24 protein-coding genes and 2 pseudogenes are annotated in these 26,170 nt (G+C 72.3%); 18 read left to right on the forward strand and 8 right to left on the reverse strand.

Annotated elements, in window-relative coordinates:
• Positions 1 to 4: 4 nt before the first annotated feature.
• Positions 5 to 358, reverse strand: coding sequence for a hypothetical protein (locus ASG70_RS09390; RefSeq protein ID WP_056883563.1), 354 nt, complete (start codon positions 356 to 358; stop codon positions 5 to 7).
• 160 nt (positions 359 to 518) lie between these two features.
• Here ASG70_RS09390 and gatC point away from each other — a divergent pair, with 160 nt between their 5' ends.
• The 3 genes from gatC (at position 519) to gatB (ending at position 3,970) form a co-directional block, all read left to right on the forward strand.
• Positions 519 to 815 carry an Asp-tRNA(Asn)/Glu-tRNA(Gln) amidotransferase subunit GatC gene (gene gatC, locus ASG70_RS09395; protein ID WP_056883564.1) on the forward strand — a complete coding sequence of 99 codons (297 nt, stop codon included), beginning with the start codon at positions 519 to 521 and terminating at the stop codon, positions 813 to 815.
• Positions 816 to 905: 90 nt separating this feature from the next.
• Positions 906 to 2,423 (forward strand): Asp-tRNA(Asn)/Glu-tRNA(Gln) amidotransferase subunit GatA, encoded by a 1,518-nt coding sequence (gene gatA / locus ASG70_RS09400; RefSeq protein ID WP_056883565.1) that lies wholly within the window; start codon positions 906 to 908, stop codon positions 2,421 to 2,423.
• A gap of 5 nt (positions 2,424 to 2,428) precedes the next feature.
• On the forward strand, positions 2,429 to 3,970 hold the full coding sequence (gatB, locus tag ASG70_RS09405; protein ID WP_056884110.1) for an Asp-tRNA(Asn)/Glu-tRNA(Gln) amidotransferase subunit GatB: 1,542 nt from the start codon (positions 2,429 to 2,431) through the stop codon (positions 3,968 to 3,970).
• A 78-nt stretch (positions 3,971 to 4,048) separates the two neighbouring features.
• Here the strand turns inward: gatB and ASG70_RS19935 are convergent.
• The 4 genes and pseudogenes from ASG70_RS19935 to ASG70_RS09425 form a co-directional block, all read right to left on the reverse strand.
• The coding region (locus tag ASG70_RS19935) for a VCBS repeat-containing protein (protein ID WP_162253910.1) at positions 4,049 to 4,363 on the reverse strand (315 nt) is incomplete at its 5' end.
• Between the two features lies 1 nt (position 4,364).
• Positions 4,365 to 4,517, reverse strand: a pseudogene (locus ASG70_RS20375) (FG-GAP repeat domain-containing protein); the annotation flags it as partial.
• Between the two features lies 1 nt (position 4,518).
• Positions 4,519 to 6,105, reverse strand: a pseudogene (locus ASG70_RS20380) (fibronectin type III domain-containing protein); the annotation flags it as partial.
• Positions 6,106 to 6,291: 186 nt separating this feature from the next.
• The gene (locus tag ASG70_RS09425; protein ID WP_056883569.1) at positions 6,292 to 7,512 is read right to left on the reverse strand and encodes a sorbosone dehydrogenase family protein; all 1,221 of its coding nucleotides are present in this window, start codon (positions 7,510 to 7,512) and stop codon (positions 6,292 to 6,294) included.
• Between the two features lie 39 nt (positions 7,513 to 7,551).
• Here ASG70_RS09425 and ASG70_RS09430 point away from each other — a divergent pair, with 39 nt between their 5' ends.
• From ASG70_RS09430 to ASG70_RS09440, 3 genes are all read left to right on the forward strand, one after another.
• Complete coding sequence (locus tag ASG70_RS09430) at positions 7,552 to 8,478, forward strand: 2-hydroxyacid dehydrogenase (protein ID WP_056883570.1); 927 nt, start codon at positions 7,552 to 7,554, stop codon at positions 8,476 to 8,478.
• 86 nt (positions 8,479 to 8,564) lie between these two features.
• Positions 8,565 to 9,650, forward strand: a complete 1,086-nt coding sequence (locus tag ASG70_RS09435) for a sialidase family protein (RefSeq protein WP_235531425.1) — start codon at positions 8,565 to 8,567, stop codon at positions 9,648 to 9,650.
• On the forward strand, positions 9,647 to 9,931 hold the full coding sequence (locus ASG70_RS09440) for a MoaD/ThiS family protein (RefSeq protein WP_056883572.1): 285 nt from the start codon (positions 9,647 to 9,649) through the stop codon (positions 9,929 to 9,931). Before ASG70_RS09435 ends, ASG70_RS09440 begins: the two co-directional genes overlap by 4 nt.
• A gap of 3 nt (positions 9,932 to 9,934) precedes the next feature.
• Here ASG70_RS09440 and ASG70_RS09445 read toward each other — a convergent pair whose 3' ends face one another.
• Positions 9,935 to 11,044, reverse strand: coding sequence for a PLP-dependent cysteine synthase family protein (locus ASG70_RS09445; protein WP_056883573.1), 1,110 nt, complete (start codon positions 11,042 to 11,044; stop codon positions 9,935 to 9,937).
• Between the two features lie 10 nt (positions 11,045 to 11,054).
• On the reverse strand, positions 11,055 to 11,756 hold the full coding sequence (locus ASG70_RS09450; RefSeq protein WP_082590407.1) for a TetR/AcrR family transcriptional regulator: 702 nt from the start codon (positions 11,754 to 11,756) through the stop codon (positions 11,055 to 11,057).
• An 85-nt stretch (positions 11,757 to 11,841) separates the two neighbouring features.
• On the opposite strand from ASG70_RS09450, the gene ASG70_RS09455 reads away from it, so the two are divergent.
• From ASG70_RS09455 to serA, 9 genes are all read left to right on the forward strand, one after another.
• Positions 11,842 to 12,459 (forward strand): ABC transporter ATP-binding protein, encoded by a 618-nt coding sequence (locus ASG70_RS09455; RefSeq protein ID WP_056883575.1) that lies wholly within the window; start codon positions 11,842 to 11,844, stop codon positions 12,457 to 12,459.
• Positions 12,459 to 14,522: a YhgE/Pip family protein gene (locus ASG70_RS09460; RefSeq protein WP_056883576.1), complete on the forward strand. Its 2,064-nt coding sequence runs from the start codon at positions 12,459 to 12,461 to the stop codon at positions 14,520 to 14,522. The genes ASG70_RS09455 and ASG70_RS09460 overlap by 1 nt, the downstream gene beginning before the upstream one ends.
• 111 nt (positions 14,523 to 14,633) lie before the next feature.
• The gene (locus tag ASG70_RS09465) at positions 14,634 to 15,158 is read left to right on the forward strand and encodes a histidine phosphatase family protein (RefSeq protein WP_056883577.1); all 525 of its coding nucleotides are present in this window, start codon (positions 14,634 to 14,636) and stop codon (positions 15,156 to 15,158) included.
• Positions 15,159 to 15,216: 58 nt separating this feature from the next.
• Positions 15,217 to 16,932 (forward strand): dihydroxy-acid dehydratase, encoded by a 1,716-nt coding sequence (gene ilvD / locus ASG70_RS09470; RefSeq protein ID WP_056883578.1) that lies wholly within the window; start codon positions 15,217 to 15,219, stop codon positions 16,930 to 16,932.
• 252 nt (positions 16,933 to 17,184) lie between these two features.
• Complete coding sequence (locus tag ASG70_RS09475; protein ID WP_369818906.1) at positions 17,185 to 19,041, forward strand: acetolactate synthase large subunit; 1,857 nt, start codon at positions 17,185 to 17,187, stop codon at positions 19,039 to 19,041.
• A gap of 5 nt (positions 19,042 to 19,046) precedes the next feature.
• Positions 19,047 to 19,559 (forward strand): acetolactate synthase small subunit, encoded by a 513-nt coding sequence (ilvN, locus tag ASG70_RS09480; protein WP_056884111.1) that lies wholly within the window; start codon positions 19,047 to 19,049, stop codon positions 19,557 to 19,559.
• Positions 19,560 to 19,648: 89 nt separating this feature from the next.
• The gene (gene ilvC / locus ASG70_RS09485; protein ID WP_056883580.1) at positions 19,649 to 20,677 is read left to right on the forward strand and encodes a ketol-acid reductoisomerase; all 1,029 of its coding nucleotides are present in this window, start codon (positions 19,649 to 19,651) and stop codon (positions 20,675 to 20,677) included.
• A gap of 36 nt (positions 20,678 to 20,713) precedes the next feature.
• Complete coding sequence (locus tag ASG70_RS09490) at positions 20,714 to 21,190, forward strand: DedA family protein (protein ID WP_056883581.1); 477 nt, start codon at positions 20,714 to 20,716, stop codon at positions 21,188 to 21,190.
• Positions 21,191 to 21,312: 122 nt separating this feature from the next.
• Positions 21,313 to 22,899, forward strand: a complete 1,587-nt coding sequence (gene serA, locus ASG70_RS09495; RefSeq protein ID WP_056883582.1) for a phosphoglycerate dehydrogenase — start codon at positions 21,313 to 21,315, stop codon at positions 22,897 to 22,899.
• A gap of 100 nt (positions 22,900 to 22,999) precedes the next feature.
• Here the strand turns inward: serA and ASG70_RS09500 are convergent, their stop codons facing one another.
• Positions 23,000 to 23,539, reverse strand: a complete 540-nt coding sequence (locus ASG70_RS09500; protein ID WP_056883583.1) for a GNAT family N-acetyltransferase — start codon at positions 23,537 to 23,539, stop codon at positions 23,000 to 23,002.
• A gap of 275 nt (positions 23,540 to 23,814) precedes the next feature.
• Between ASG70_RS09500 and ASG70_RS09505 the strand changes: the two genes are divergently transcribed.
• The 3 genes from ASG70_RS09505 to ASG70_RS09515 all read left to right on the forward strand — a co-directional run.
• Positions 23,815 to 23,931, forward strand: coding sequence for a 3-isopropylmalate dehydrogenase (locus ASG70_RS09505; RefSeq protein ID WP_200949234.1), 117 nt, complete (start codon positions 23,815 to 23,817; stop codon positions 23,929 to 23,931).
• A 124-nt stretch (positions 23,932 to 24,055) separates the two neighbouring features.
• On the forward strand, positions 24,056 to 25,123 hold the full coding sequence (locus ASG70_RS09510; RefSeq protein WP_056883585.1) for a 3-isopropylmalate dehydrogenase: 1,068 nt from the start codon (positions 24,056 to 24,058) through the stop codon (positions 25,121 to 25,123).
• A gap of 86 nt (positions 25,124 to 25,209) precedes the next feature.
• Positions 25,210 to 26,160, forward strand: a 951-nt coding sequence (locus tag ASG70_RS09515) for a branched-chain amino acid aminotransferase (protein WP_235531426.1), incomplete at its 3' end; no start/stop codon positions are given.
• Positions 26,161 to 26,170 lie beyond the last annotated feature (10 nt).

Raw genomic sequence — 26,170 nt, forward strand, 5'->3', positions numbered from 1 at the left:
TCGCTCAGAGGTTCGGCAGGATCCAGCGCCAGAAGAACCACACGAGCACGCCCAGCACGAACCAGTCGGTGAGCACGACCAGGGCCGTGAAGACCCACCTCCACGCGAGGGCGAGGGCGCCGCGACGCTCCGTCGCGCGCAGCGAGGACCAGCGGCCGTTCGCGAACGGGTAGCGGCCGAGCTCGTCGGGCAGGAACGGCTGCCACGGGTCCCGGGCCCGCACCGCGCGGACGACGGCGCGCCACACGACGAGCTCGACCCAGGCGGTCACGCCCAGCACGAGCGCGAGGATCGCCACGGTGAGGGCGACGCCCACCCAGTCGCTGCCGTGGAGGGCCACCTTCGCCACCGCGCGCATCTGTCTCCTGCCGGACCTGCCCACGGCCGGTCCGTGGTGCCGCGGACATCGTGCCACGGCGGGGACGACCCGGACGCCCGGTGACGAACCGGGGCGAGCACCGACGAAGCGGACGGCCGCGGGGCAGGACCGTGCTGGGGTCGCCCCTAGACTGGCCCCCATGTCCGCACTGTCCCGGGACGACGTCGCCCACCTCGCCGGCCTCGCCCGCATCGACCTCTCCGACGCCGAGCTCGACCGCATGGTCGGGGAGCTCGGCGTCATCCTCGAATCCGTCGCCAAGGTGCAGGAGGTGGCGGCAGGGGACATCGAGCCGATGTCGCACCCGCTGCCGCTCACCAACGTCACCCGGCCCGACGAGGTCCGCCCCTCCCTCGGTGCCGAGGCCGCCCTCGCGGGCGCGCCGCAGCAGGACCAGCAGCGGTTCTCCGTGCCGCGCATCCTCGCGGAGGACTGAGCGGCGTCCACGCCGCACCCGCACCCGCACCCGCCTCGCGCCACGCCGCGACCGACTCGCGCCCTCGCGACCGACGAAGGACCCCCACTCGTGAACCCCGACATCACCCGCTCCAGCGCCGCTGAGCTCGCCCACGCCCTCGACTCCGGGGAGCTCAGCTCCGTGGAGGTCGTGCAGGCCCACCTCGACCGCATCGCCGCGGTCGACGGCGACGTGCACGCCTACCTCCACGTCGACGGCGAGGGGGCGCTCGCCGCCGCCCGCGAGGTCGACCAGCGCCGCGCCTCCGGCGAGGAGGTCCACGTCCTCGCCGGCGTGCCCATCGCCGTCAAGGACGTCATGGCCACCAAGGGCCTGCCGACCACGTGCGGCTCGAAGATCCTCGAGGGCTGGGTCCCGCCGTACGACGCGACGCTCGTGGCGAAGCTGCGCGCGGCCGGGATGCCGATCCTCGGCAAGACCAACATGGACGAGTTCGCCATGGGCTCCTCCACCGAGCACTCCGCCTACGGGCCCACCCACAACCCGTGGGACCTCACCCGGATCCCCGGCGGCTCGGGCGGTGGCTCGTCGGCGGTCGTCGCGGCGTACGAGGCCCCCCTGGCCATCGGCACCGACACCGGTGGCTCGATCCGCCAGCCCGCCTCGGTGACCGGCACCGTCGGCGTGAAGCCCACCTACGGAGGCGTCTCGCGCTACGGGCTCGTCGCGCTCGCCTCGAGCCTCGACCAGGCCGGCCCGTGCACCCGCACGGTCCTCGACGCGGCCCTGCTGCACTCGGTCATCGGCGGCCACGACCCGCTGGACTCGACGTCGATCGACGCGCCGGTCCCGGCTGTGGTCGAGGCCGCCCGCCGGGCCGAGGTCAAGGGCCTGCGCGTCGGGGTCATCAAGGAGCTCGGCGGCGAGGGCTACCAGGCCGGTGTCCGCGCGCGGTTCGACGAGTCCGTCGCCCTGCTGCAGGAGGCCGGGGCCGAGGTCGTCGAGGTGAGCTGCCCTAGCTTCGACTACGCGCTCGCCGCCTACTACCTGATCCTGCCGAGCGAGGCGTCGTCCAACCTCGCCAAGTTCGACGCCATGCGCTACGGCCTGCGCGTCCTGCCGGAGGGGGTCGACGACCCCAGCGCGGAGCAGGTCATGGCGGCGACGCGCGACGCCGGCTTCGGCGACGAGGTCAAGCGCCGCATCATCCTCGGCACCTACGCCCTGTCCAGCGGCTACTACGACGCCTACTACGGCCAGGCCCAGAAGGTGCGGCGGCTCATCGCCAACGACTTCTCGGCCGCGTTCGAGAAGGTCGACGTGCTGGTCAGCCCGACCGCGCCGACCACGGCGTTCAAGCTCGGCGACAAGCTCGACGACCCCATGTCGATGTACCTCCAGGACGTCGCGACCATCCCGGCGAACCTCGCGGGCGTCCCCGGCATGTCCCTGCCGAGCGGCCTTGCCGACGAGGACGGCCTGCCGACCGGCATCCAGATCCTCGCCCCTGCCACGCAGGACCAGCGCCTGTACGGCGTGGGCTCGGCCCTCGAGCGGATGCTCAACGACCGCTGGGGTGCCCCGCTGCTGACCCGGGCCCCCGAACTCTCCGCGAAGGGAGCGTGACCCTGATGGCCACCGCCGTCACCGAGGCCGTCGTCGACTACGACGAGGCGCTCGAGCGCTACGACCCCGTCATGGGCCTCGAGGTCCACGTCGAGCTCAACACCGCGACCAAGATGTTCTGCGGCTGCGCCACGGAGTTCGGCGCCGCGCCCAACAGCCAGGTCTGCCCCGTCTGCCTCGGCCTGCCCGGCGCGCTGCCCGTCGTCAACGCCAAGGCCGTCGAGTCGGCCATCCGCATCGGCCTGGCGCTCAACTGCGAGATCGCGTCGTGGTGCCGGTTCGCCCGGAAGAACTACTTCTACCCGGACATGCCGAAGAACTTCCAGACCTCGCAGTACGACGAGCCCATCGCCTACGAGGGCCACCTCGACGTGGAGCTCGAGGACGGCACGACCTACCGCGTCGAGATCGAGCGCGCCCACATGGAGGAGGACACCGGCAAGTCGCTGCACGTCGGTGGCTCCACCGGCCGCATCCACGGCGCCGAGTACTCCCTCGTGGACTACAACCGCGCCGGTATCCCGCTCATCGAGATCGTCACCAAGCCCCTGACCGGGGCGGGGGAGCGGGCGCCCGAGGTGGCCAAGGCCTACGTCGGCGCGCTGCGCGAGCTGCTGCGCGCCCTCGGCGTCTCGGACGTGAAGATGGAGCAGGGCTCGCTGCGCTGCGACGCCAACGTCTCCCTGCGCCCGAAGGTGGGCAACGCGACCAGCGAGGAGCAGGCAGCGGTGCCGCTGGGCACGCGCACCGAGACCAAGAACGTCAACTCGCTGCGCAGCGTCGAGCGCGCCGTCCGTTACGAGATCACCCGCCACGCGGCCGTCCTCGACCGCGGCGAGAAGATCACCCAGGAGACGCGCCACTGGCACGAGGACACCGGCGTCACCACCAGTGGCCGCGAGAAGTCGGACGCGGAGGACTACCGCTACTTCCCCGAGCCCGACCTGGTGCCCGTCGCCCCGACGCGCGAGACGGTGGAGGCCCTGCGCCAGACCCTTCCGGAGCCCCCCGGTGAGCGTCGCAAGCGCCTCCAGTCCGACTGGGGCTACAGCGATCTCGAGATGCGCGATGTCATGAACGCGGGCGCCGTGGCACTCATCGAGGAGACCGTCGCAGCGGGCGCCACCCCCGCCGGCGCCCGCAAGTGGTGGACCGGCGAGCTGGCCCGGCGCGCGAACGCCGAGGGCCGCTCCGTCGAGGACTTCAACGTCACCCCGGCCCACATCGCCGAGCTCGACGGCCTGGTCCGCGAGGGCCGGCTCAACGACTCGATGGCCCGCCAGGTGCTCGACGGCGTCATCGCCGGCGAGGGCACCCCGACCGAGGTCGCCGACGCCCGGGGGCTCGAGCTGGTCCAGGACGACGGCGCCCTCGAGGCGGCGGTCGACAAGGTCATCGAGGCCAACGCCGACGTCGCCCAGAAGGTGCGCGACGGCAAGGTCCAGGCTGCCGGCGCGCTCATCGGCCAGGTGATGAAGGAGATGCGCGGCCAGGCCGACGCCGGCAAGGCGCGGGAGATGATCCTCGCCAAGCTCGGCGCGAGCTGACCCCACCACGCCGTAGCACCCCGGACACCACGGAGCCACCCCCACGACGTCGCGTGGGGGTGGCTCCGTCGTTCGTGCCTAGCCGCCCGAGAGGATGTCGTAGATGCCCCAGCCGTTGCCGATCTGCCGGTAGGACGGGCTGGTGAAGACGCCCCTGCCGTTGCCGGTGTAGAGGTAGAGCGCACCGGAGGACTTGCGGGTGATGACGTCCGGGTGGCCGTCACCGTTGAAGTCGCCCGGCGACAGCAGCCGGTCGAACGCCTGCCAGCCGCTGGTGACCTGCCGGTAGGCGGGGCTGGTGAAGGTGCCGGTGCCCGTGCCGGTGAAGACGTAGAGCTCGCCGGTGGGCTTGCGGGCGATGATGTCGGTGTGGCCGTCGCCGTTGAAGTCCCCNGGGTGAGACGAGCCGGTCCAGGCCCTGCCAGCCCTTGCTGATCTGGCGGTAGGCCGGGTAGGTGAACCCGCCCTTGCCGTTGCCGGTGAACAGGTAGAGCTCGCCGGTGGGCTTGCGGGCGATGATGTCGGTGTGGCCGTCGCCGTTGAAGTCNACCGGGTGAGACCAGCCGGTCGAGCCCCTGCCAGCCGACGCTGATGCGGGTGGGGGCCGAGCTGAGGAACCCGCCCTTGCCGTTGCCCCGGAAGAGGTACAGCTCGCCGGTGGGCTTGCGGGCGATGACGTCGCCGCGGCCGTCACCGTCGAAGTCCGACGGGGACAAGATCCTGTCGTACACCTGCCAGCCGATCGCGATCCGCCGGGCAGCCGGGCTGCCGAAGTGACCCGTGCCGCTGCCGCTGTAGAGCCACAGCTCGCCGTTGGGCTTGCGGGCGAGGATGTCCGACCTGCCGTCGCCGTCCAGGTCGCCCCAAACCGTGGCGACGCTGTGGACGCTGTTGCTTGCCGTGCTCGGCGCGGAGGGGCCGACCGAGTTCACGGCCTGGACGACGAACCGGTAGGTGCCGCCGAAGAGGTTGAGCTTCGTCGTCAGGCCCGGGGCCGCGACGACGGTGCTCGTGCCGCCGGGGCTGGCCGTGACGCGGTACTGCGTGACCGGGCTGTTGCCGTCGGAGGCCGGGGCGCTCCAGCGGATCGTGGCCGTGTTGCCCGTGGCCGTCGCGGTGACGCCGGTCGGGGCGCCGGGCGCGGTCTTGGGGGCCGCGACGGGGGTGACGGGGTTGCTCGGCAGGCTGGCGGGCGAGGCCCCCGCGCTGTTGTAGGCCTTGACGGTGAACGTGTAGGTCGTGCCGTTGATGAGACCGGTGAAGTCCGCCGTCGTCGCGGGGCTCAGGGTGTCGTACGACAGGGCGCCCGGCTGGACGTTCACGCGGTAGTGCTGGATCGCTGCGCCGTTGGAGGCCGGTGCCGTCCACGTGACGGTGGCGCGACCGTCCCCGGCGGTGGCCACGACGTTCGTGGGCGCGTCGGGTGGCGAAGCCGGCCCACCGGGGGTCACGGCAGCGCTCGGCGCGCTCGGCAGGGACCGTCCCACCGAGTTCACGGCGCGGACCGTGAAGGTGTACGCGGTGCCGTTTGCCAGCCCGGTGAAGTCGGTCGACGTCGTCGTGCCGTCCACGGGGAACGTGGTGCTGCCGGGCTGGCTCGCCACGATGTAGCTCTCGATCGCAGCGCCGCCGTCGTTGGCCGGCGGGGTCCAGCTGACGGTGGCCATGGAGTCGCCTGCCGTGGCGGTCACGCCGGTGGGCGGGTCGGGGTTGGTGGCGGGGGTGCCGCCGCCCACGACGACCGGGTCGCTCTTGGCGCTGGCGACGGAGGTGAGGCCGTCCGCGTTGGTCGCCTTCACCGTGAAGGTGTAGGTGACCCCGTTGGTCAGGCCGGTCACGGTCGCCGTGGTCTCCGTGCCCGTGATGGTGGACGCCGTACCCGGCTGGGCGGCGACCTTGTAGGACGTGATGGCTGCCCCGCCGTCGGACGCGGGGGCGGTCCAGGTCACCGTGGCCTGGCCGTCACCGGCGGTGGCGACGACGTTGGTCGGCGCGTCCGGGGCGACCGAGGCCACCGCCTGCGTCGCCGTGGACGCGAGGCCCCCGCCCACGAGTGCCATGACGAGGGCGCCCACGCGCCACCGTTGCCGCCAGGCCTTGGTGGTCCCCCTGCTGCTGCTGCGGCTCCTGCTCATGTCCCTGTCCCGTCCGAGTCCCTGCGTCCACGAGGGCGCGGTCTGCGCCTGCAATGGATTGGACCCCTGCAGGAGGACGACCACACGACCCTGCTGCTGTAGGCCCGGCTCCACCGTCTGGGGGAGACCTCGGTCGTGACCGCTTTGCGCCGGTATGGCGTGGCCGTGCGGGCCGGCGCGGCAGGGTCAGCCGAGGTCGCGCAGGGGGAAGGCGAGGAGCTTGTCGTCGTCGGCGGCCGGGGTGCCTCGCGCCGTGTTGTTCGTGAGCACCCACAGGCGGCCGTCGGGGGCGAGGACGGCGTCGCGCAGCCGCCCGTACCGGCCGTGCAGGAGGCGCTGCGGGTCGCCGGCGCGCCCGCCGGACACGGGGATGCGCCACAGCGACTCGCCCCGCAGAGCTGCCATCCAGACCGCTCCGTCGGCCCAGGCGATGCCGCTGGGGGAGGCGTCGGAGGTGGGCCACTGCAGCAGCGGGTCGACGTACCCCGCCCGGCCGACCCGGCCCTCGACGACCGGCCAGCCGTAGTCGCGCCCCGGCTCGATGCGGTTGAGCTCGTCCCAGGTGTTCTGCCCGAACTCGCTCGCGTACATCGTGCCGTCCGGCGCCCAGGCGATGCCCTGGACGTTGCGGTGGCCGTAGCTCCACACGGGCGACCCCGGGAAGGGGTTGCCCGGCGCGGGTTTGCCGTCGCGGGTGACCCGCAGGATCTTGCCCCCGAGCGAGGACCGGTCCTGCGCGCGCTGCGTCCGGCCGGCGTCACCGGTGGTCACGTAGAGGTAGCCGTCCGGCCCGAAGGCGAGCCGCCCCCCGTTGTGGTTGCGCGCCTTGGGGATGCCGGTCAGGATGGCGCGCTGGCTCGTGGTCCGGCCGCCCTCGAACGTCACCCGCACGACGCGGTTGTCCTGCGCAGCCGTCGTGTAGAGGAAGACGGTGTGGTCGCTGGTGAACGCGGGCGACACCGCCACCCCGAGCAGACCGCCCTCGCCACCCGGGACCACCCCGCCGACCCGGCCGAGGTCGACCGGTGGCCTGCCGTCGCGCACCTGCAGCAGGTGGGCCCGGTCGCGCAGCGTGACCAGCGCCGAGCCGTCGGGCAGGAACGCGGTCGACCACGGCACGTCGAGGTCGCGGGCCACGATCGACCGACGGGGCGAGAGGGCCGGCGACGACGGGCTCGCCGACGGGCTCGTCGGCCCCGAGGACGTGCCACCGGACGGCGCCGACGTCGCGGGCGCGGTGGTGCCGGGCGAGCTGCCGGACGACGAGCTCACGACCGGCGCCGTCAGGGACCCCTCGGCACCGGGGCCCCCGCTGCACGCGCCGACACCGAGGACGACGGCGAGTGCGACCGGCGCGACGAGCCCGGCTCGTCGGTGCCCGGAGGACGCGTCCCTTCGGTGCGGCATACCCCATTGTGCTCGACGACCACCGGTTAGCGTGGGCGCATGACGCTCGTGACGCTGCCGGGGCAGGACTGGGTCGACGCGGTCGGGCCGGTCCCCGGGCTCGAGCTCGTGGTGTGGGAGATGGACGGCCCACCCGAGCGCGCCGACGAGGTCAAGGTCGTCGTGCCTCCCTACATGGGCGCCGGTCCGCGCATGCCGGCGATCCGGTACGCCACCTCGCTCGAGCTCGTGCAGCTGCTCACCGCCGGCTACGAGGACGTGCAGCGGCTCCTGCCCGACGGCGTGGCCCTGGCCAACGCCGCGGGCGTTCACGACGCCTCGACCGCCGAGCTGGCCGTGGCCCTGGCCCTGGCCTCGCTGCGCGACCTCCCGGCGTTCCACGCGGCGCAGCAGCAGGGCCGGTGGCTGCCGTCGGCCATCCACCCGGCTCTGGCCGACAAGCGGGTGCTCATCCTGGGGTACGGCTCGATCGGCCGCGCCGTGGCAGCCCGCCTCACGCCGTTCGAGGTGCAGCTCACCGCGGTCGCGAGCCGCGCACGCGCGGGCGACGAGCTCGTGCGCTCGGTGCACGGGGTGGACGAGCTGCCTTCGCTGCTGCCGGAGCACGACGTCGTCATCGTCATCGTGCCGTTGAGCGACGCGACCTCGGGGCTCGTGGACGACGCGTTCCTTGCCGCCATGCCCGACGGTGCACTGCTCGTCAACGTCGCCCGTGGCGGCGTCGTCGACACCGACGCGCTCGTGCGGCACCTGGAGGCGGGGAGGCTCCGCGCCGCCCTCGACGTCACCGACCCCGAGCCTCTGCCCGAGGGCCACCCGCTGTGGTCCGCCCCGGGCGTGATCATCAGCCCCCACGTCGGTGGGGCGTCCACGGCGTTCATGCCGCGGGCAGTGCGCCTGCTGCGCGAGCAGCTCGGGGCGTACGCCGCGGGGCGCCCGCTGCGCAACCTCGTGCGGGGCGCCTGAGCAGCGACGCGATGAGTTTCCGCGACCGGGCGAGTCCACCTCGAAGGACGTAGTCGTCGAGAGCGAGGAGTGCCAGCATGGGGCGCATGGACACAACGATCGTGGGCATCGGGACGCGCAAGGGGCTGTGGCTCGCCCGCAGCAGCGACCGTCGCCGGTGGGAGCTCGACGGACCGCACTTCCTCATGAGCGAGGTCCTCTCACTCCTGTTCGACACCCGGTGGGAGACACCGCGCATGGTGGTCGGGTTCCGCTCCTCGCACTGGGGCCCGTCGCTGCAGCACTCGGACGACCTCGGGGCCACGTGGGTCGAGCACCCCGAGGGCTCGATCAGGTTCCCGGAGGACACCGACACGGCGCTCAAGGCCACGTGGCAGCTGGTCGCCGACCCGCACGACCCGCAGGTGGTCTGGGCCGGCACCGAGCCGCACGCCCTGTGGCGCAGCGAGGACGGCGGTGAGACCTTCGAGCTCAACCGCGGGCTGTGGGACCACCCGCACCGCACGCAGTGGGGCGACGGCGCAGGCGGGGGCGCCATCCACACGGTGCTGCCCAGCCCGACCGACGCCGGCTCGATGCTGGTGGCGATGAGCGCCGGCGGTGTCTACAACACCCGCGACGGCGGCCAGTCGTGGACGCCCGGCAACAAGGGCATCCACGCCTACTTCATGCCGCACGACGAGTGGCCGGAGTTCGGCCAGTGCGTCCACAAGGTGGCCCGTGACAGCGCCCAGCCGACGCGCCTCTACGCGCAGAACCACCGTGGCGTCTACCGCTCCGACGACGACGGGGTCACGTGGACCTCGATCGAGGCCGGGCTGCCGACCAACTTCGGCATGACCGCCGTGGCCAACCCCGCGCAGGGCGACAGCCTCTGGCTCGTGCCCATCGCCTCCGACGGCGAGCGCATCCCCCCGGGCGCCGTGCTGCAGGTCCAGCGCACCGACGACGCGGGTGCGACCTGGCGCACCCAGGACACCGGCCTGCCCCACCCGAGCTACACCAACGTCCTGCGGGACGCGGCCGGGACCGACCAGCACGACGAGCCGGGCCTCTACTTCGGCACCCGCAACGGCGACGTCTTCGCCTCGATCGACGGCGGCGACTCGTTCACCCGCATCGCCGAGCAGCTGCCCGACGTGCTCTGCGTGCGGGCGGTGACGCTGCAGTGACGGCGCGGGTGGTGCTCCCCGGGCTGCTGCGCGACCTCGCCGAGGGGGCGGCCGAGCTGCCCGTCGAGCTCGAGGGCCCGGCGACGCTCGCCGAGGTCCTCGACACGGCGTTCGGCCCGTGGCCGATCCTCGCCTCGCGCGTGCGGGACGAGCGCGGCCAGATCCGGCGGCACGTCAACGTCTTCGTCGACGGCGAGGACGCCAAGCGGGCCGAGGGCGTGCAGACGCCGGTCGGCCCGCAGGCCACCGTGCACGTCATCAACGCCGTGTCGGGCGGCTGAGGCTCAGCCGGTCCAGACGCCCTCGTCCCAGGCCCGTTCGAGGACGGCGGTGTAGGGCGCGAGGTCCAGTCCGCGCTCGGCGAGCCAGGCGTCGTCGTTGTACGTCGCGGCGTACCGCTCCGCCCCGTCGCACAGCAGGGAGACGATGCTGCCGCCTTCCCCGCGGCTGCCGAGCTCGCACGCGAGGCGCAGCACGCCGTACAGGTTGGTGCCGGTGGAGGCGCCGGCCCGGCGGCCGGTGCGCTCGGTGAGGAAGCGCATGGCCGCCACCGAAGCGGCGTCCGGCACGAGCATCATGCGGTCGACGACGGTCGGCACGAAGCTGGGCTCGACGCGGGGGCGACCGATGCCCTCGATCTGGGAGCCGCAGGCGCCGGCGACCCCGGCCTCGTCGGCGCGGAACGCCGGCAGGAACGCAGAGTGCTCCGGGTCGACCACGCAGACCTGGCTGGCGAGCCCGCGGTAGCGCACGTAGCGACCGATGGTCGCGCTGGTGCCGCCGGTCCCGGCGCCCACGACGACCCACCGGGGGACGGGGTGGCGCTCCAGGGCCATCTGCTCGAAGACCGACTCGGCGATGTTGTTGTTGCCGCGCCAGTCGGTGGCGCGCTCGGCGTAGGTGAACTGGTCGAGGTAGTGGCCGCCCAGCTCGGCGGCCAGCCGCCGGGCGACGTCGTAGACCTCGCCCGCGTCGTCGACGAGGTGGCAGCGGCCGCCCTCCCGCTCGATGAGGGCGATCTTCTCGGCGCTGGTGCTGCGGGCCATGACCGCGATGAACGGCAGCTCGAGCATGCGGGCGAAGTAGGCCTCGCTGACCGCGGTCGAGCCGCTGGAGGCCTCGATCACCGTGGTGCCCTCGCACAGCTCGCCGTTGCACAGGGCGTAGAGGAACAGCGACCTCGCCAGCCGGTGCTTGAGGCTCCCCGTGGGGTGGGTGGACTCGTCCTTGAGGTAGACGTCGACGTCCGGCAGCCCCGGGACCGGCACGCGCACGAGGTGGGTGTCGGCGCTGCGGTTGGCGTCGGCCTGGATGCGGCGGACGGCCTCGTCGAGCCAGGCCCGGTCGGTCGGGGTCGCTGCCATCACGTCCAGGATCGGGGGCGGCTGCTCCATGCAGAGGAGGCTAGCGGTCGGTGCGTGCCGCTCGGTCCGCTGCGGTCCCGTCCGCGGCGGCCCGCACCAGCAGGGGGAGGAAGCTGCGCTCCAGCGACCCGGGCGGCACGGCTTCCGGGTCGAGGAGGTGCTGCTCGAGCCCGCCGTGGAGCACGATGCCGATGAGCCGCACGAGCTCGGTGCTGGCGACTACCGGGCGCAGGTGCTGGGCCTGCGCGATGCGGTCGACGACCTCGGCGAGCTCCTCGCGCAGGGTGCGCTGCAGGTTCGCCCAGGCCACCCGGGCCTGGTCGTCGCGCAGGGCGTGGAGGGCGAACTCGCTCGTCAGCAGGTGCCAGCGCCGCCGCGCCTCCGGGTCGTCGGTCCACACGTCGAACACCGCCTCGAGGACCTGCTCGAGCGACAGCCCCGGCGTCTCGGCCACCTCGGCCACGCGGGCGTGCAGGCGTGCAGCGTGCTGGGCGTAGAGCTCGAGCAGGAGCTCGTCCTTGGAGGCGAAGTTGGAGTAGAAGGCGCCGCGGGTGAAGTCGGCCCGTTCGCACAGGTCCTCCACGCTGGCGCCGTGGAAACCGCGCTCGGCGAAGACCTCCTCGGCCGCGGCCATGAGCCTCGCCCGCGTGGCGCGTCGCCGGGGGCTGAGGGGGAGGGCATCGGGTGGGGATGCGTCGTGCGGCGTGGTGCGGCTCACGGCGTCCCGGCTGGCGGTCGGCATGCACGAAGAATACACTTCTGTATCGAATACAGTTGTGTATCGAAAGGTGCGGCCCCTCGAGACTGCACCGGAGAAGGCAGATCGCATGGAGCTCATCGCCGACCACGTCAGCGTCGCGGGCCTGCACGGCCCGTTGCTGCTGCCGACCTCGCTCACCGCCCGCCCGGGCCGGGTCACTCTCGTCGCCGGCGACCCCGGGCACGGCCACGTCGCCCTGGCCCTCGCGCTGGGTGGCCGGGTGGCGCTCGCCGAGGGTGAGGTCACCGTGGACGGCGACCCCGACGAGGGGCTGCGGCGCCGGCACGTGGCGCTCGTCGACGTTCCGGACGTCACGGCCCCCGAGGACGCGGTCAGCGTTCGCTCGGCCGTGGCCGAGCAGCTCGCCCTGGCGGGCCGTCCGGCGAGCCGGGCCGCGACGCGCGCCTTCCTCGGCGCCCACGACATCGACGACGGTCGAGGGCGGTTCGAGGGGCTGGAGCCGTCCGAGCGCACCCTGCTGCTCATGGACGTGGCGGCCGCACGTGCAGCCACGCGCGTCCTCGTCGTGGCTGCTCCCGACCGTTTCGGTGGGCACCCCCGGTCCTGGTACTCCGCGGCCGAGCGCCTCGCCGCCGAGGGGCTCACCGTGGTCGTCCAGGTCACCCACGCGACCGCGCGCCAGCTCGCCGCCCCGTCGGCCACGTTCGAGCTGGGGGTGGCGTGATGACCGCCCTGCGCCTCGCCCTCACCGAGCTGCGGCGGGTCACGGCGGGCCGCCTCCCGCGCGCCGCGCTCGCGGCCCTCGTCCTCGTGCCCACGCTCTACGGCGGCCTGTACCTCTACGCCAACAAGGACCCGTACGGGAACCTCGACCGGGTCCCCGCGGCGGTCGTCGTCGAGGACACGGGCACCACCCTGGCCAACGGAGAGCGGCTCGAGGTCGGCGACCAGGTGGCGACCGAGCTGGTGAGGTCGCACAGCTTCGGGTGGCACCGGGTGTCGCGGGCGAGCGCCGAGCAGGGTGTCGACGACGGCGACTACGACTTCGCCCTGGTCGTGCCGGCGAGCTTCTCGGCAGACCTGGCGTCCAGCGCCCGGTTCACGCCGAAGCAGGCCCAGCTGAAGGTGCTCACCAACGACGCCAACAACTACCTTGCCCGCACCATCGCCAACCAGCTCGTCGCCCAGGTGACCAAGAGCGTGGCCTCGCAGGTCAGCTCGACCGCGGCGAGCCAGCTGCTCGTCGGGTTCGCGACCATCCACGACAAGGTCGCCGAGGCGGTCAAGGGCTCGGGCGACCTCGCCGACGGCCTCGAGAGCGCTGACACCGGCGCCTCGAAGCTGCGCGCGGGGGCCGACCAGCTCGTGACGGGGGAGCAGCAGCTCGTCGCAGGGGCACGCGACCTCTCCGCCGGGGCCACCCGAGCGGCCGACGGCGCGCAGTCCCTCGCCTCGGGGGCCGACCAGCTGCAGTCCGGCCTCGACCGGCTCGACCGGGGCACCGCCTCGCTGCCCGCCGACACCAGGGCGCTGGCCACCGGTGCCCACCAGGTCGCCGACGGCAACGCGAAGGTCGCGACCGCGGGCAAGCAGGCCGCCACCGCGTCGGGGCAGCTCGTCTCGACCCTCACCTCGGCCCAGGGCGACCTGGCGACCCGCCTGCGCGCGGCAGGGTTCACCGACGCCCAGGTGCAGCAGGTGCTCGACGCCGCCACCCAGCTGAGCGGCCCTCTCACCGACGCCAACACCCGGGTGCAGGCCGCCTCCGGGCAGCTCGACCAGCTGGCGACCGGCTCGCAGCAGGTGGCCGCCGGGGCGGACCGCTTGGCCGCCGCCGCGGGACCGCTGCACACCGGGATCCACCAGGCCGCGACCGGCAGCCAGGACCTCGCCTCCGGTGCGCACGACCTGGCCGACGGCAACCGGGCGCTGGCCGATGGTGCGAGCAGGCTGGCGGCCGGCCAGCAGGACGCCCTGGACGGCGCGAACCGCCTGCGCTCCGGCGCAGGTGACCTCGCCGACGGGCTCGACCGGCTCTCCGCCGGCGCCACCAAGCTGCACGACGGGCTCGCCAAGGGTCTCTCCTCCATCCCCGATCCCAGTGCGGCGCAGCGCAAGGCGGTGGCGCAGACGCTCGGCAACCCGGTCGGGGTGCAGGGCAGCTCACTCGCCTCGGCGGCCACGTACGGCGCCGGCCTCGCCCCGTTCTTCCTCAGCCTGTCGCTGTGGATCGGTGCCTACGTGCTCTTCCTGCTGGTCAAGCCGCTCTCGTCGAGGGCACTCGCCACCGGTCAGCCCAGCTGGCGCAGCGCGCTCGGCGGCTGGCTCGCCCCGGCGCTGCTCGGGCTGGTCCAGGCCGTGCTGGTCTACGCCGTCGTCATGCGCGGCGTCGGCATCTCGGCAGCCCACCCCGTCGCGCTGGTGGCCTTCATGCTGGTGGTGTCGGCCACGTTCGTCATGGTGCTGCACGCGCTCGCGGCCAGGCTCGGGGCGCCGGGCAAGTTCCTCGGCCTGGTCCTCATGGTCGTGCAGCTGGTCAGCGCCGGCGGCACCTTCCCGTGGCAGACCCTGCCGACGCCGCTGCACCCGCTCCACCACGTGCTGCCCATGTCCTACGCCGTCGACGGCATCCGCAGGCTCATGTACGGCGGGTCGCTCGGGCCGTTGGCGCTCGACCTCGCGGTCCTGGCGGCATACCTCGTCGGCGCGTTCCTGGTGTCCACGTGGGCGGCGCGCAAGGCCGGCCGGTGGTCCGCGCTGCGCATCAAGCCCGAGCTCGCCCTGTAGCCCGTGACGACGGTCGGCCGGTCGGGCCCCGCGCCCTGCCGGCCTCACGCTCGAGGGTTCTCGCGCAGGTCCTGACTGGCTGTCGGGGCCCGGGAGGGCCATGCTCGACTCATGACCCGCGCCGGCGATGACAAGGTCCTCATCCTGGTCCGGCACGCCAAGGCGGAGCAGAACCTCGGCACCCCGGACCACGAGCGGCAGCTCACGATGAGGGGCCGCCGCGACGCACGTGCCATCGGGGCATGGCTGCACGAGCACGAGCTGGGCCCCGAGCTCGTGCTCTGCTCCACGGCGACCCGGACCCGGCAGACCTGGGTCGAGGCCGAGATGGGCGGTGCGTGCGGGGAGAGCGTCGCCTACGAGGCGTCGCTGTACTCCGGCGGCGTCGAGACGGTGCTGCGTACGGTGCGGGAGAGCGCGGGGGAGGCCCAGGTGGTGCTCGTGGTGGGGCACAACCCGACCATGGCCGCGCTGGCGAGCGGCCTGGCCGACGGCAACGGCTCGACCGCAGCCCACGACTGCCTCGCCGCCGGCTTCCCCACGAGCACCGTCGCCGTACTCCGCTACGCCGGCTCGTGGGACGACCTCGCCCTCGGCGCGGCCGCCCTCGAGCGCTGCCACGTCGCGCGCGGCTGACGGCTCGGCACGTGAGACCGGCGTCCCACGTGCTGGACCCCGGTCCTAGGATGCAGCCATGACGACCACCGAGCCCCCCACCACCGGCGTCGACATCAAGCCGCGCAGCCGCGACGTCACCGACGGCCTCGAGAAGACCGCCGCCCGCGGCATGCTCCGCGCGGTTGGCATGGGGGACGACGACTGGGTCAAGCCCCAGGTCGGGGTGGCCAGCTCGTGGAACGAGATCACCCCCTGCAACCTGTCGCTCGACCGGCTCGCGAAGGCCGTCAAGGACGGCGTGCACGCGGCGGGTGGCTACCCCCTGGAGTTCGGCACCATCTCGGTGAGCGACGGCATCTCCATGGGCCACGAGGGGATGCACTTCTCCCTGGTCAGCCGTGAGGTCATCGCCGACTCCGTGGAGACGGTGATGAACGCCGAGCGCCTCGACGGCTCGGTCCTGCTCGCCGGCTGCGACAAGTCGCTGCCCGGCATGCTCATGGCAGCTGCGCGCCTGGACCTCAGCTCGGTCTTCCTCTACGCCGGCTCGATCCTGCCCGGCATCGCGAAGCTGTCGGACGGCAGCGAGAAGACCGTGACGATCATCGACGCGTTCGAGGCCGTCGGTGCCTGCGCCGCGGGCCTCATGTCCCGCGCCGACGTCGACGCCATCGAGCGCGCCATCTGCCCGGGCGAGGGCGCCTGTGGCGGCATGTACACCGCCAACACGATGGCCTCGGTCGCCGAGGCCATCGGCATGTCGCTGCCCGGCTCGGCCGCGCCGCCGGCCACCGACCGTCGGCGCGACGGCTTCGCCCGCAAGTCCGGCGAGGCGGTCGTCGAGCTGCTGCGCCGTGGCATCACGGCCCGGGACATCATGACCAAGGAGGCGTTCGAGAACGCCATCGCCGTCGTCATGGCGTTCGGCGGATCGACCAACGCCGTCCTGCACCTGCTCGCGATCGCCCACGAGGCCGAGGTGGACCTGACCCTCGACGACTTCGCGCGCGTCGGCTCGAAGGTCCCGCACCTGGCCGACGTGAAGCCGTTCGGCCAGTTCGTGATGACCGACATCGACCGTGTCGGGGGAGTGCCTGTCGTCATGCGCGCCCTGCTCGACGCCGGCCTGCTGCACGGCGACTGCCTCACGGTGACGGGCAGGACGATGGCCGAGAACCTCGCCCACATCGCGCCCCCGGACGTCGACGGCAAGGTCGTGCGCGCCATGCAGGAACCGATCCACAAGACCGGCGGCATCACCATCCTCAAGGGCTCGCTCGCCCCCGAGGGCGCCGTCGTGAAGTCGGCCGGGTTCGACTCCGACGTCTTCGAGGGCACGGCTCGTGTCTTCGACGGCGAGCGTGCCGCCATGGACGCCGTCGCAGAGGGCTCGCTCAAGGCCGGCGACGTGGTCGTCATCCGCTACGAGGGCCCCAAGGGCGGACCGGGTATGCGGGAGATGCTCGCCGTCACCGGTGCCATCAAGGGCGCGGGGCTGGGCAAGGACGTCCTGCTGCTCACCGACGGGCGGTTCTCCGGTGGCACCACCGGCCTGTGCGTCGGCCACGTGGCGCCCGAGGCCGTCGACGGCGGCCCCATCGCGTTCGTCCGCGACGGGGACCGGATCACCCTCGACGTCGCCAACGGGCTGCTCGACGTCCACGTCGACGAGGCCGAGCTGGCGCGCCGCGCCGAGGGGTTCGAGCCGCCCGCGGCGCGGTACCCCCGGGGTGTGCTCGCGAAGTACCGCAAGCTCGTGGGCAGCGCCAGCGGCGGCGCCGTCTGCGGCTGACCCCTGCGGTTGACCGGCTCGGCGGTCCTGACCTGTGACTGAGACGACAGGTCCGGATCGCGAGACCGGTCGTCTCGCGCGTTGACACTGCGAAGGGGCGGGTGGAGAGTGCTCGTGTGGCACGAATTCTCGTACTTCCCTAGCGNCGAAACCAGTGAGCGAAACCAGCAGGACCAGCACGCAGAGCCAGACCGAACCGAAAGCGGTGCAGACGTGAGCGACACGAGGACGACGGCCCCCAGCCCGTCCCAGGTGGCCCAGAAGGCCCAGCAGGCGAAGCAGCAGGCGCGGGCGAACGAGCCGGTCGAGGTGACCGGCGCGCAGAGCCTCGTCCTCGCGCTCGAGGCGATGGAGGTCGACACGGTCTTCGGCATCCCGGGTGGCGCGATCCTCCCCGCCTACGACCCGCTGCTCGACTCGGTCAAGGTGCGCCACATCCTCGTGCGCCACGAGCAGGGCGCCGGCCACGCGGCCGAGGGCTACGCCAGCGCGACGGGCAAGGTGGGCGTCTGCATGGCGACCTCCGGCCCGGGGGCGACCAACCTCGTCACCGCCATCGCCGACGCCTACATGGACTCGGTCCCGGTCGTCGCGATCACCGGCCAGGTGAGCTCGGCGGCCATCGGCACCGACGCCTTCCAGGAGGCCGACATCCGCGGCATCACGATGCCGATCACCAAGCACAACTACCTCGTCACCGACGCGTCGCAGATCCCTCGCGTCGTGGCCGAGGCGTTCCACATCGCCTCGACGGGCCGCCCCGGACCGGTGCTCGTCGACATCTCCAAGGACGCACTCCAGGCCCGCACCACCTTCAGCTGGCCCCCGAAGTTCGACCTGCCGGGCTACCGCCCGGTGGCGCGTCCGCACACCAAGCAGATCCGCGAGGCGGCCCGCCTCATCGCCGCCGCCGAGCGGCCGGTGCTCTACGTCGGGGGTGGCGTGATCCGCAGCGGCGCCTCCGACGCGTTGCGCGAGTTCGTCGAGCTGACGCAGATCCCGGTCGTCACCACGCTGATGGCTCGGGGCGCGGTCCCGGACAGCCACCCGCTGCACCTCGGGATGCCGGGCATGCACGGGTCCGTCGCCGCCGTGACGGCCCTGCAGAAGTCCGACCTGCTCATCACCCTGGGGGCGCGGTTCGACGACCGCGTCACCGGACAGCTGTCGACGTTCGCCCCGCACGCCAAGGTGATCCACGCCGACATCGACCCGGCCGAGATCTCCAAGAACCGTGTCGCGGACGTGCCGATCGTCGGCGACGTCCTCGAGGTGGTCAAGGACCTCACCCAGATGGTGTCCGCCGACCATGCGGCCGGAACGATGGGCGACTACACCGCCTGGCGTGAGCAGACGGCGGCGTGGAAGGCCGACTTCCCGCTCGGCTACACCACCCCCGAAGGTGGGGAAACCGTTGCGCCGCAACACGTCATCGAGCGGATCGGTGCGATCAGCGGACCCGAGTCGGTCTACGTCGCCGGCGTGGGGCAGCACCAGATGTGGGCGGCGCAGTTCGTGCAGTACGAGCGCCCCAACTCCTGGCTCAACTCCGGCGGCCTCGGCACGATGGGGTATGCCGTGCCGGCCGCCATGGGCGCCAAGGTCGCCCAGCCGGACCGCACCGTGTGGGCCATCGACGGGGACGGCTGCTTCCAGATGACCAACCAGGAGCTCGCGACCTGTGTCATCAACAACATCCCGATCAAGGTGGCGGTGATCAACAACAGCAGCCTGGGCATGGTGCGCCAGTGGCAGTCGCTGTTCTACAACGAGCGCTACTCCAACACCGACCTGCACACCTCCGTCGGCAGCCGCATCCCCGACTTCGTCAAGCTCGCAGACGCGTATGGCTGCGCGGGACTTCGTTGCGAGCGTCCCGAGGACGTCGACGCGACGATCAGGGCCGCCATGGAGATCAACGACCGACCGGTCGTCATCGACTTCGTGGTCCACCGCGACGCGATGGTCTGGCCGATGGTGCCGGCGGGCGTGAGCAACGACGCGATCCAGGTCGCCAAGGACACGGCCCCGCAGTGGGACCGCGAGGAGGACGAGGCCACCGCGCAGCCCGAGGGCAACGACGGCACCGAGCGCAGGGACGGGAAGTGACCACGATGAGCAAGCACACCCTCTCGGTCCTGGTGGAGAACAAGCCCGGAGTCCTGGCGCGGATCGCCGCCCTGTTCTCCCGACGTGGCTTCAACATCGACTCGCTCGCGGTCGGTCCCACCGAGCACCCCGAGATCTCGCGGATGACGGTGGTGGTCGACGTCGAGGCCCTCCCGCTCGAGCAGGTCACCAAGCAGCTCAACAAGCTCGTCGAGGTGCTCAAGGTCGTCGAGCTCGAGCCGACCGCGTCGGTCCAGCGCGAGATCCTCCTGGTCAAGGTGCGCACCGACCTGCACAGCCGCAGCCACGTCCTGGAGACCGTCCAGCTCTTCCGGGCCAAGGTCGTCGACGTCGCCAGCGACACCCTGACGATCGAGGTCACCGGCAACCGCGACAAGCTCGCGGCCTTCCTCGAGGTCCTCGAGCCCTTCGGGGTCAAGGAGCTCGTGCAGTCGGGCATGGTGGCCATCGGGCGCGGCTCGCGCTCGATCACCGACCGGGCCCTGCGCAGCGCCTGACCCCGCGCCGTGGGGAGCACACGGCATACCGTGAACCGACCGATCCCCAAGAACCACAACGAAACCCGCAACCGAAGGAGTTGGCCACCGTGGCCGAGATGTTCTACGACGACGACGCTGACCTGAGTGTGATCCAGGGCAAGAAGGTGGCCGTCATCGGCTACGGGAGCCAGGGGCACGCCCACGCGCTCAACCTGCGCGACTCGGGGGTCGACGTCCGCGTCGGCCTGGCCGAGGGCAGCAGGAGCCGGGCGAAGGCCGAGGCCGAGGGCCTGACGGTCAAGACCGTCGGCGAGGCGGTCAAGGAGGCCGACCTCGTCGTGATCCTGACCCCCGACCAGGTGCAGCGCACGGTCTACGCCAACGAGATCGAGCCCAACCTCAAGGAGGGCGCGGCCCTGCTCTTCGGGCACGGCTTCAACATCCGCTTCGACTACATCAAGCCGCGGGCGACGTCCGACGTCCTCATGGTGGCCCCCAAGGGGCCCGGCCACCTCGTGCGCCGCGAGTACGTCGACGGCCGCGGCGTGCCGGTGCTCCTGGCCGTCGAGCAGGACCCGTCCGGCACCGCGTGGGACCTCGCGAAGTCCTACGCCAAGGCGATCGGCGGCCTGCGTGCCGGCGGCATCAGGACGACCTTCACCGAGGAGACCGAGACGGACCTCTTCGGCGAGCAGGCGGTCCTCTGCGGTGGTGCGAGCCAGCTGGTCCAGTACGGCTTCGAGACCCTCACCGAGGCGGGATACCAGCCGGAGATCGCCTACTTCGAGGTGCTCCACGAGCTCAAGCTCATCGTCGACCTCATGGTCGAGGGCGGCATCGCCAAGCAGCGCTGGTCGGTCTCCGACACGGCCGAGTACGGCGACTACGTCTCCGGCCCGCGCGTCATCGACCCGCGGGTGAAGGAGAACATGCAGGCGGTGCTCGCCGACATCAAGAACGGCGCGTTCGCCAAGCGCTTCATCGAGGACCAGGACGCCGGCGCACCGGAGTTCACGTCCCTGCGCGAGAAGGGTGCCCAGCACCCGATCGAGGCCACGGGCAAGGACCTGCGCAAGCTCATGTCGTGGATCAAGGACACCGACAACGACTACGTCGAGGGCTCCGCGGCCCGCTGACCGGACGGTGCTCCACGGCGCCCTAGGGTGGGCGCCGTGGACCACCTCGTCGACGGCTGGCCGTATGCGGCCGTGTTCGCCCTGTTCTTCGCCAGCGGCATGGCACGGTCCCACCTGACCTACTGGGCCGGTCGCGGGCTGCGCCACGGAGGTGGGCGCAGCCGCCTCGCGGGTCACCTCGACCGTCCCGTCGTGGCCCGGGCAGAGGGCGTGGTCCGCAGGCTGGGTGCGCCGGTCGTGACGCTGTCGTTCCTCACGGTCGGCCTGCAGACCGCCGTCAACGCCGCGGCCGGGTCGCTGCGGATGCCGATGTCGCGCTACCTGCCAGCGACGGTGGTGGGTTCGCTCGCCTGGGCCGCGCTCTACACGACCGTGGGGTTCGCGGTGGCCCGGGCGTGGGTGGACGGCCTCGCCTGGCCCTGGGCGGTCGGCGGTCTGGCCGCCGTGGCGCTGCTCGTCGCGACCTCTCTGGCGGTGGGTTCCCGGCTGCGCCGCAGGCCTGCCGCGGTGTGACGTGCGTTCCAGATGTCGAGCCACTGCATCCACATGGTGAGAGCGCGCCTATGCTGGCGACGGCACAGCGCGGTGCCGGAACACCTTCTGTCCACGCCCTTCCCACCCCAGAGGACTGACCTGTGAGCAAGCCGATCGTCCTGATCGCCGAGGAACTCTCGCCCGCCACCATCGACGCCCTCGGGCCCGACTTCGAGGTGCGCAACGTCGACGGCGCGTCCCGCGAGGCCCTGCTGCCGGCGCTGGCCGACGTCGACGCCGTGCTGATCCGCTCCGCCACGAAGATGGACGCCGAGGCCATCGCCGCGGCGAAGAACCTCAAGGTCATCGCCCGCGCCGGCGTGGGCCTGGACAACGTCGACGTCCCGGCCGCGACGCAGGCCGGTGTGATGGTCGTCAACGCCCCGACCTCCAACATCACCTCCGCCGCAGAGCTCGCGGTCGGCCTCCTGCTCTCCACGGCCCGCAACATCGCCCCCGCCAACCAGGCGCTCAAGGGTGGCGCGTGGAAGCGCAGCAGGTACGGCGGCGTCGAGCTGCTCGACAAGAAGGTCGGCGTCGTCGGCTTCGGCCGGATCGGCCAGCTCGTCGCCGAGCGTCTCAAGGGCTTCGGCGTCGAGATCCTCGCCTACGACCCGTACGTCTCGGCGCAGCGCGCGGGCCAGCTCGGTGCCCAGCTCGTCACCCTCGACGAGCTCCTCGAGCAGAGCGACTTCATCACGGTCCACCTGCCCAAGAGCCCCGAGACCCTCGGCCTCATCGGCAAGGAGGCGCTGACCAAGGTCAAGCCGACCGTGCGCATCATCAACGCCGCCCGCGGCGGGATCGTCGACGAGCAGGCCCTGGCCGAGGCGCTGCGCGAGGGCCGCGTCGCCGGCGCGGGCATCGACGTCTTCGCCAAGGAGCCGACGACCGAGAGCCCGCTCTTCGAGTTCGAGTCCGTCGTCGTCACCCCACACCTCGGTGCCTCCACCGACGAGGCGCAGGAGAAGGCCGGCGTGGCCGTGGCGAAGTCGGTGCGGCTCGCCCTCGGTGGCGACCTGGTGCCGGACGCCGTCAACGTGTCAGGTGGCGCCGTGCCCGAGGAGGTCCGCCCGGGCATCGCGCTCGTCGAGAAGCTCGGCCGCATCTTCACCTCGCTCGCGGGGTCGGTGCCGGTGCAGCTCGACGTCGACGTCAAGGGTGAGATCACCGCGCACGACGTCTCGATCTGGAAGCTGGCTGCCCTCAAGGGCCTGTTCACCGACGTGACCGAGGACCCGGTGACCTACGTCAACGCGCCGCTGCTCGCGGAGCAGCGCGGCTGCCAGGTGCGGCTGCTGACCGACCCGTCGACGCAGGACTTCCGCAACGTCACCACCCTGCACGGCACCCTGGCCGACGGCTCGTCGGTCAGCGTCTCGGGCACCCTCACCGGCCCGCGGCTCATCGAGAAGATCGTGGGCGTCAACGGGTTCGACATCGAGGTGCCGCTCACCGACCACCTCGCGTTCTTCACCTACGTCGACCGCCCCGGCGTCATCGGCACGGTGGGTCGCCTGCTCGGTGACGCGCAGGTCAACATCGCCGGAATGCAGGTCGCCCGCAACGAGAAGGGCGGCCAGGCGCTCGTCGCCCTGACCGTCGACAGCGCGATCCCGGCCGACGTCCTGCAGGCCATCGTCGCCGAGGTGGGGGCCGAGGTCAGCGTGGTCGACCTCGCCGGCTGACCTCTGACACACCCGATGCCGTGAGGCATCCCGGTACGCCGCCAGCTCACCCGAGCGGGCGGCGTACCCGTGTGCGGGTCGCAGGCGGGACCCGGCTGGGTCAGCCGCGCGGGGGACCGTCGTGCAGGACGCGGTTGAACAGCAGGCTGTCGCGCCAGTCGCCGTCGAGGTAGAGGAACGCCGGGATCCGGCCCACCTCCTCGAAGCCGCACCGCCGCAGGACGCCCTGGGAGGCGAAGTTGGCCACCATGGTGCTGCCACCGAGGCGGTGCAGCCCCAGGTCGTGGCCGCGCTGCACCAGGTGCTGCAGCAGGGCGACGGCCAGGCCGCGGCGCAGGTGGCCGTGGTCGACCCAGTAGCCCACGTCGGCGCCGCGCATCGCCCCCATGACGATGTTCTGGAGGTTGGCGGACCCGACGACGTCGTCCCCGTGCCACAGCAGCCAGCAGTCGAAGAGCCCGAGCTCGACCTGGCGCAGGCGCCCCGCGACCACCTCACGCTGGCCCGCCTCGGTGAAGAAGGACTCTGGGCGCGAGGGCTCCCAGGGGCGCAGGTGCTCGCGGTTGCGGGCTGCGGCGGCGGCCAGGGCGGGGGAGTCGTCCGCCGACAGGGGGCGCAGGACGTAGCCATCGGCGAGCACCGGCCCACCCTAGGACGCCGCGGCGGACGGGGAAGCCCCAGGACCGCCCTCCCGTCCAGAGGCGTCTCACTGCGTGGGAACTGGGTACCGAATAGTTGGACGTCCACCTAATCTCGAAGACATGGCGCAGCGGTTCGTAATTCTTATCCGCCGCGGCGAGCTCCGGTAGTCAGCCACCTCGCCGCGGAGATCCCGCGTGCACGGCTGACCGTGGCACCCCGTCATCCGGGAGTGGCCCCCGCAGAGCTCCACCCCATCCCAGACATCCAATCCCTGTGTCGCACAGGGAGATCCGCGAAGGATTGATCCACATGAGCGAAGAGGCGCAGAAGGCACGTCAGGCACTGCAGGAGTCGATGGACCTGCGCGAGCAGGGCCACTCCGACGACTGACGCAGCCCCATCACCGCGGGTGCGAGAGTGCACCCCACGACGAACGGCCCCAGGCAGCGCTCCGGGGCCGTTCGTCATGTGAGACGTCGATATCAGACTGCAAGACCCCTCCTAGGCTGCCTCCATGGCTCCGCACCCCACCGCCCCTGACACCGTCAACCTCGCCGTCATCGGCGGGGACGGCATCGGGCCCGAGGTCGTCGCCGAGGGCCTCAAGGTGCTCGACGCCGTGACCGGTGGCTCCGGTCCCAAGGTGCACACCACCGACTACGACCTGGGGGCGCGTCGCTGGCACGCCACGGGCGAGACCCTGCCCGACTCGGTCCTGGACGAGCTGCGCGGCCACGACGCGATCCTGCTCGGGGCGATCGGCGACCCGACGGTCCCGAGTGGTGTCCTCGAGCGCGGGGTGCTGCTGCCGCTGCGGTTCGCGTTGCAGCACTACGTCAACCTGCGGCCGGCCAAGCTCTACCCCGGCGTCCAGAGCCCGCTGGCGGTCGAGCGGGTCGCCCCCGACGGCATCGACTTCGTCGTCGTGCGTGAGGGCACGGAGGGGCCCTACGTCGGGAACGGTGGCTCGCTGCGTACCGGCACGCCGCAGGAGATCGCCACCGAGGTGAGCATCAACACCCGTTTCGGGGTGGAGCGCGTCGTCCGCGACGCCTTCGCCCGCGCCGCGGCGCGGCCGCGCAAGCACCTCACGCTGGTGCACAAGCACAACGTCCTGACCCACGCAGGGCACCTGTGGCGCCGGACCGTCGAGGAGGTCGGCGCGGAGTTCCCCGACGTCGAGACCGCCTACCAGCACGTCGACGCCGCCACGATCTTCCTGGCCACCGACCCGGGCCGGTTCGACGTCATCGTCACCGACAACCTGTTCGGCGACATCATCACCGACATCGCGGCGGCCATCGCCGGCGGCATCGGCCTCGCGGCGAGCGGCAACATCAACCCCGAGCGCACCACCCCGAGCATGTTCGAGCCGGTGCACGGGTCGGCTCCCGACATCGCGGGCCAGGGCAAGGCCGACCCCACTGCGACGATCCTGTCGGTCTCCATGCTGCTGGAGCACCTGGGGCTGCCCGAGGCGTCCGCCGCGGTCGAGCGCGCGGTCGCCGCGGACCTCGCAGAGCGCGGCGACCGGGTACGCAGCACCACCGAGGTCGGCGACGCGATCGCCTCCCGCCTCTGAGTCGCGGCTGCGCTGAGTCTCCTGCCGGGGGTGCCAGCCAGGCAGGTAACCTCGGCAGGAGATCCGCAACGACGCAGGAGGACTCCATGAGCCAGACCACCGCCCCGCTGACCTTCGAGGTCACCCGCCGCACCGACCCGCGGCCGGAAGCGGAGCGCGAGGCGGTACTGGCCAACCCCGGGTTCGGGACCACGTTCACCGACCACATGGTCACGGCGACGTGGACCAAGGGGCAGGGGTGGCACGACGGCAAGGTGACGGCGTACGGGCCCATCTCCCTCATGCCGTCGGCGGCGGTGCTGCACTACGCCCAGGAGATCTTCGAGGGCATGAAGGCCTACCGGCACGAGGACGGGTCGATCTGGACCTTCCGCCCCGAGGCCAACGCCCAGCGCATGATCCGCAGCGCTCGCCGGATGACCCTCCCCGAGCTGCCGGAAGAGGACTTCATCGCCTCGCTCAAGGCGCTCGTCGAGGTCGACCAGGCGTGGGTGCCGTCCGGCACGACGGGGGAGGCGAGCCTCTACCTGCGCCCGTTCATGTACGCGTCGGAGGCCTTCCTGGGGGTCCGCCCCGCCGCCGAGGTGACGTACTCGGTCATCGCCTCCCCGGCAGGCGCGTACTTCAGCGGCGGCATCAAGCCGGTGACGCTGTGGCTCACCACCGACTACGCCCGCGCGGGGGACGGCGGCACCGGCGCCGCCAAGTGCGGCGGCAACTACGCCTCCAGCCTGGCCGGCCAGCTCGAGGGCATCGAGCACGGCTGCGACCAGGCCGTGTTCCTCGACGCCTCGACGCACACCTACGTCGAGGAGCTCGGCGGCATGAACTTGTTCTTCGTGACGCGCGACAACCGGCTCATCACCCCCGAGCTCACCGGTTCCATCCTCGAGGGCGTCACCCGGTCGTCGGTGCTGGCCCTCGCCAAGGAGATGGGCCTCGAGCCCGAGGAGCGGCGCATCCCCATCCAGGAGTGGAAGGACGGCGCCGCCAGCGGCGAGATCACCGAGATCTTCGCGTGCGGCACGGCAGCCGTGNATCACGCCG

Origin of the sequence: Phycicoccus sp. Soil748, assembly GCF_001428025.1 — a bacterium.
Classification (GTDB): Bacteria; Actinomycetota; Actinomycetes; order Actinomycetales; family Dermatophilaceae; genus Pedococcus.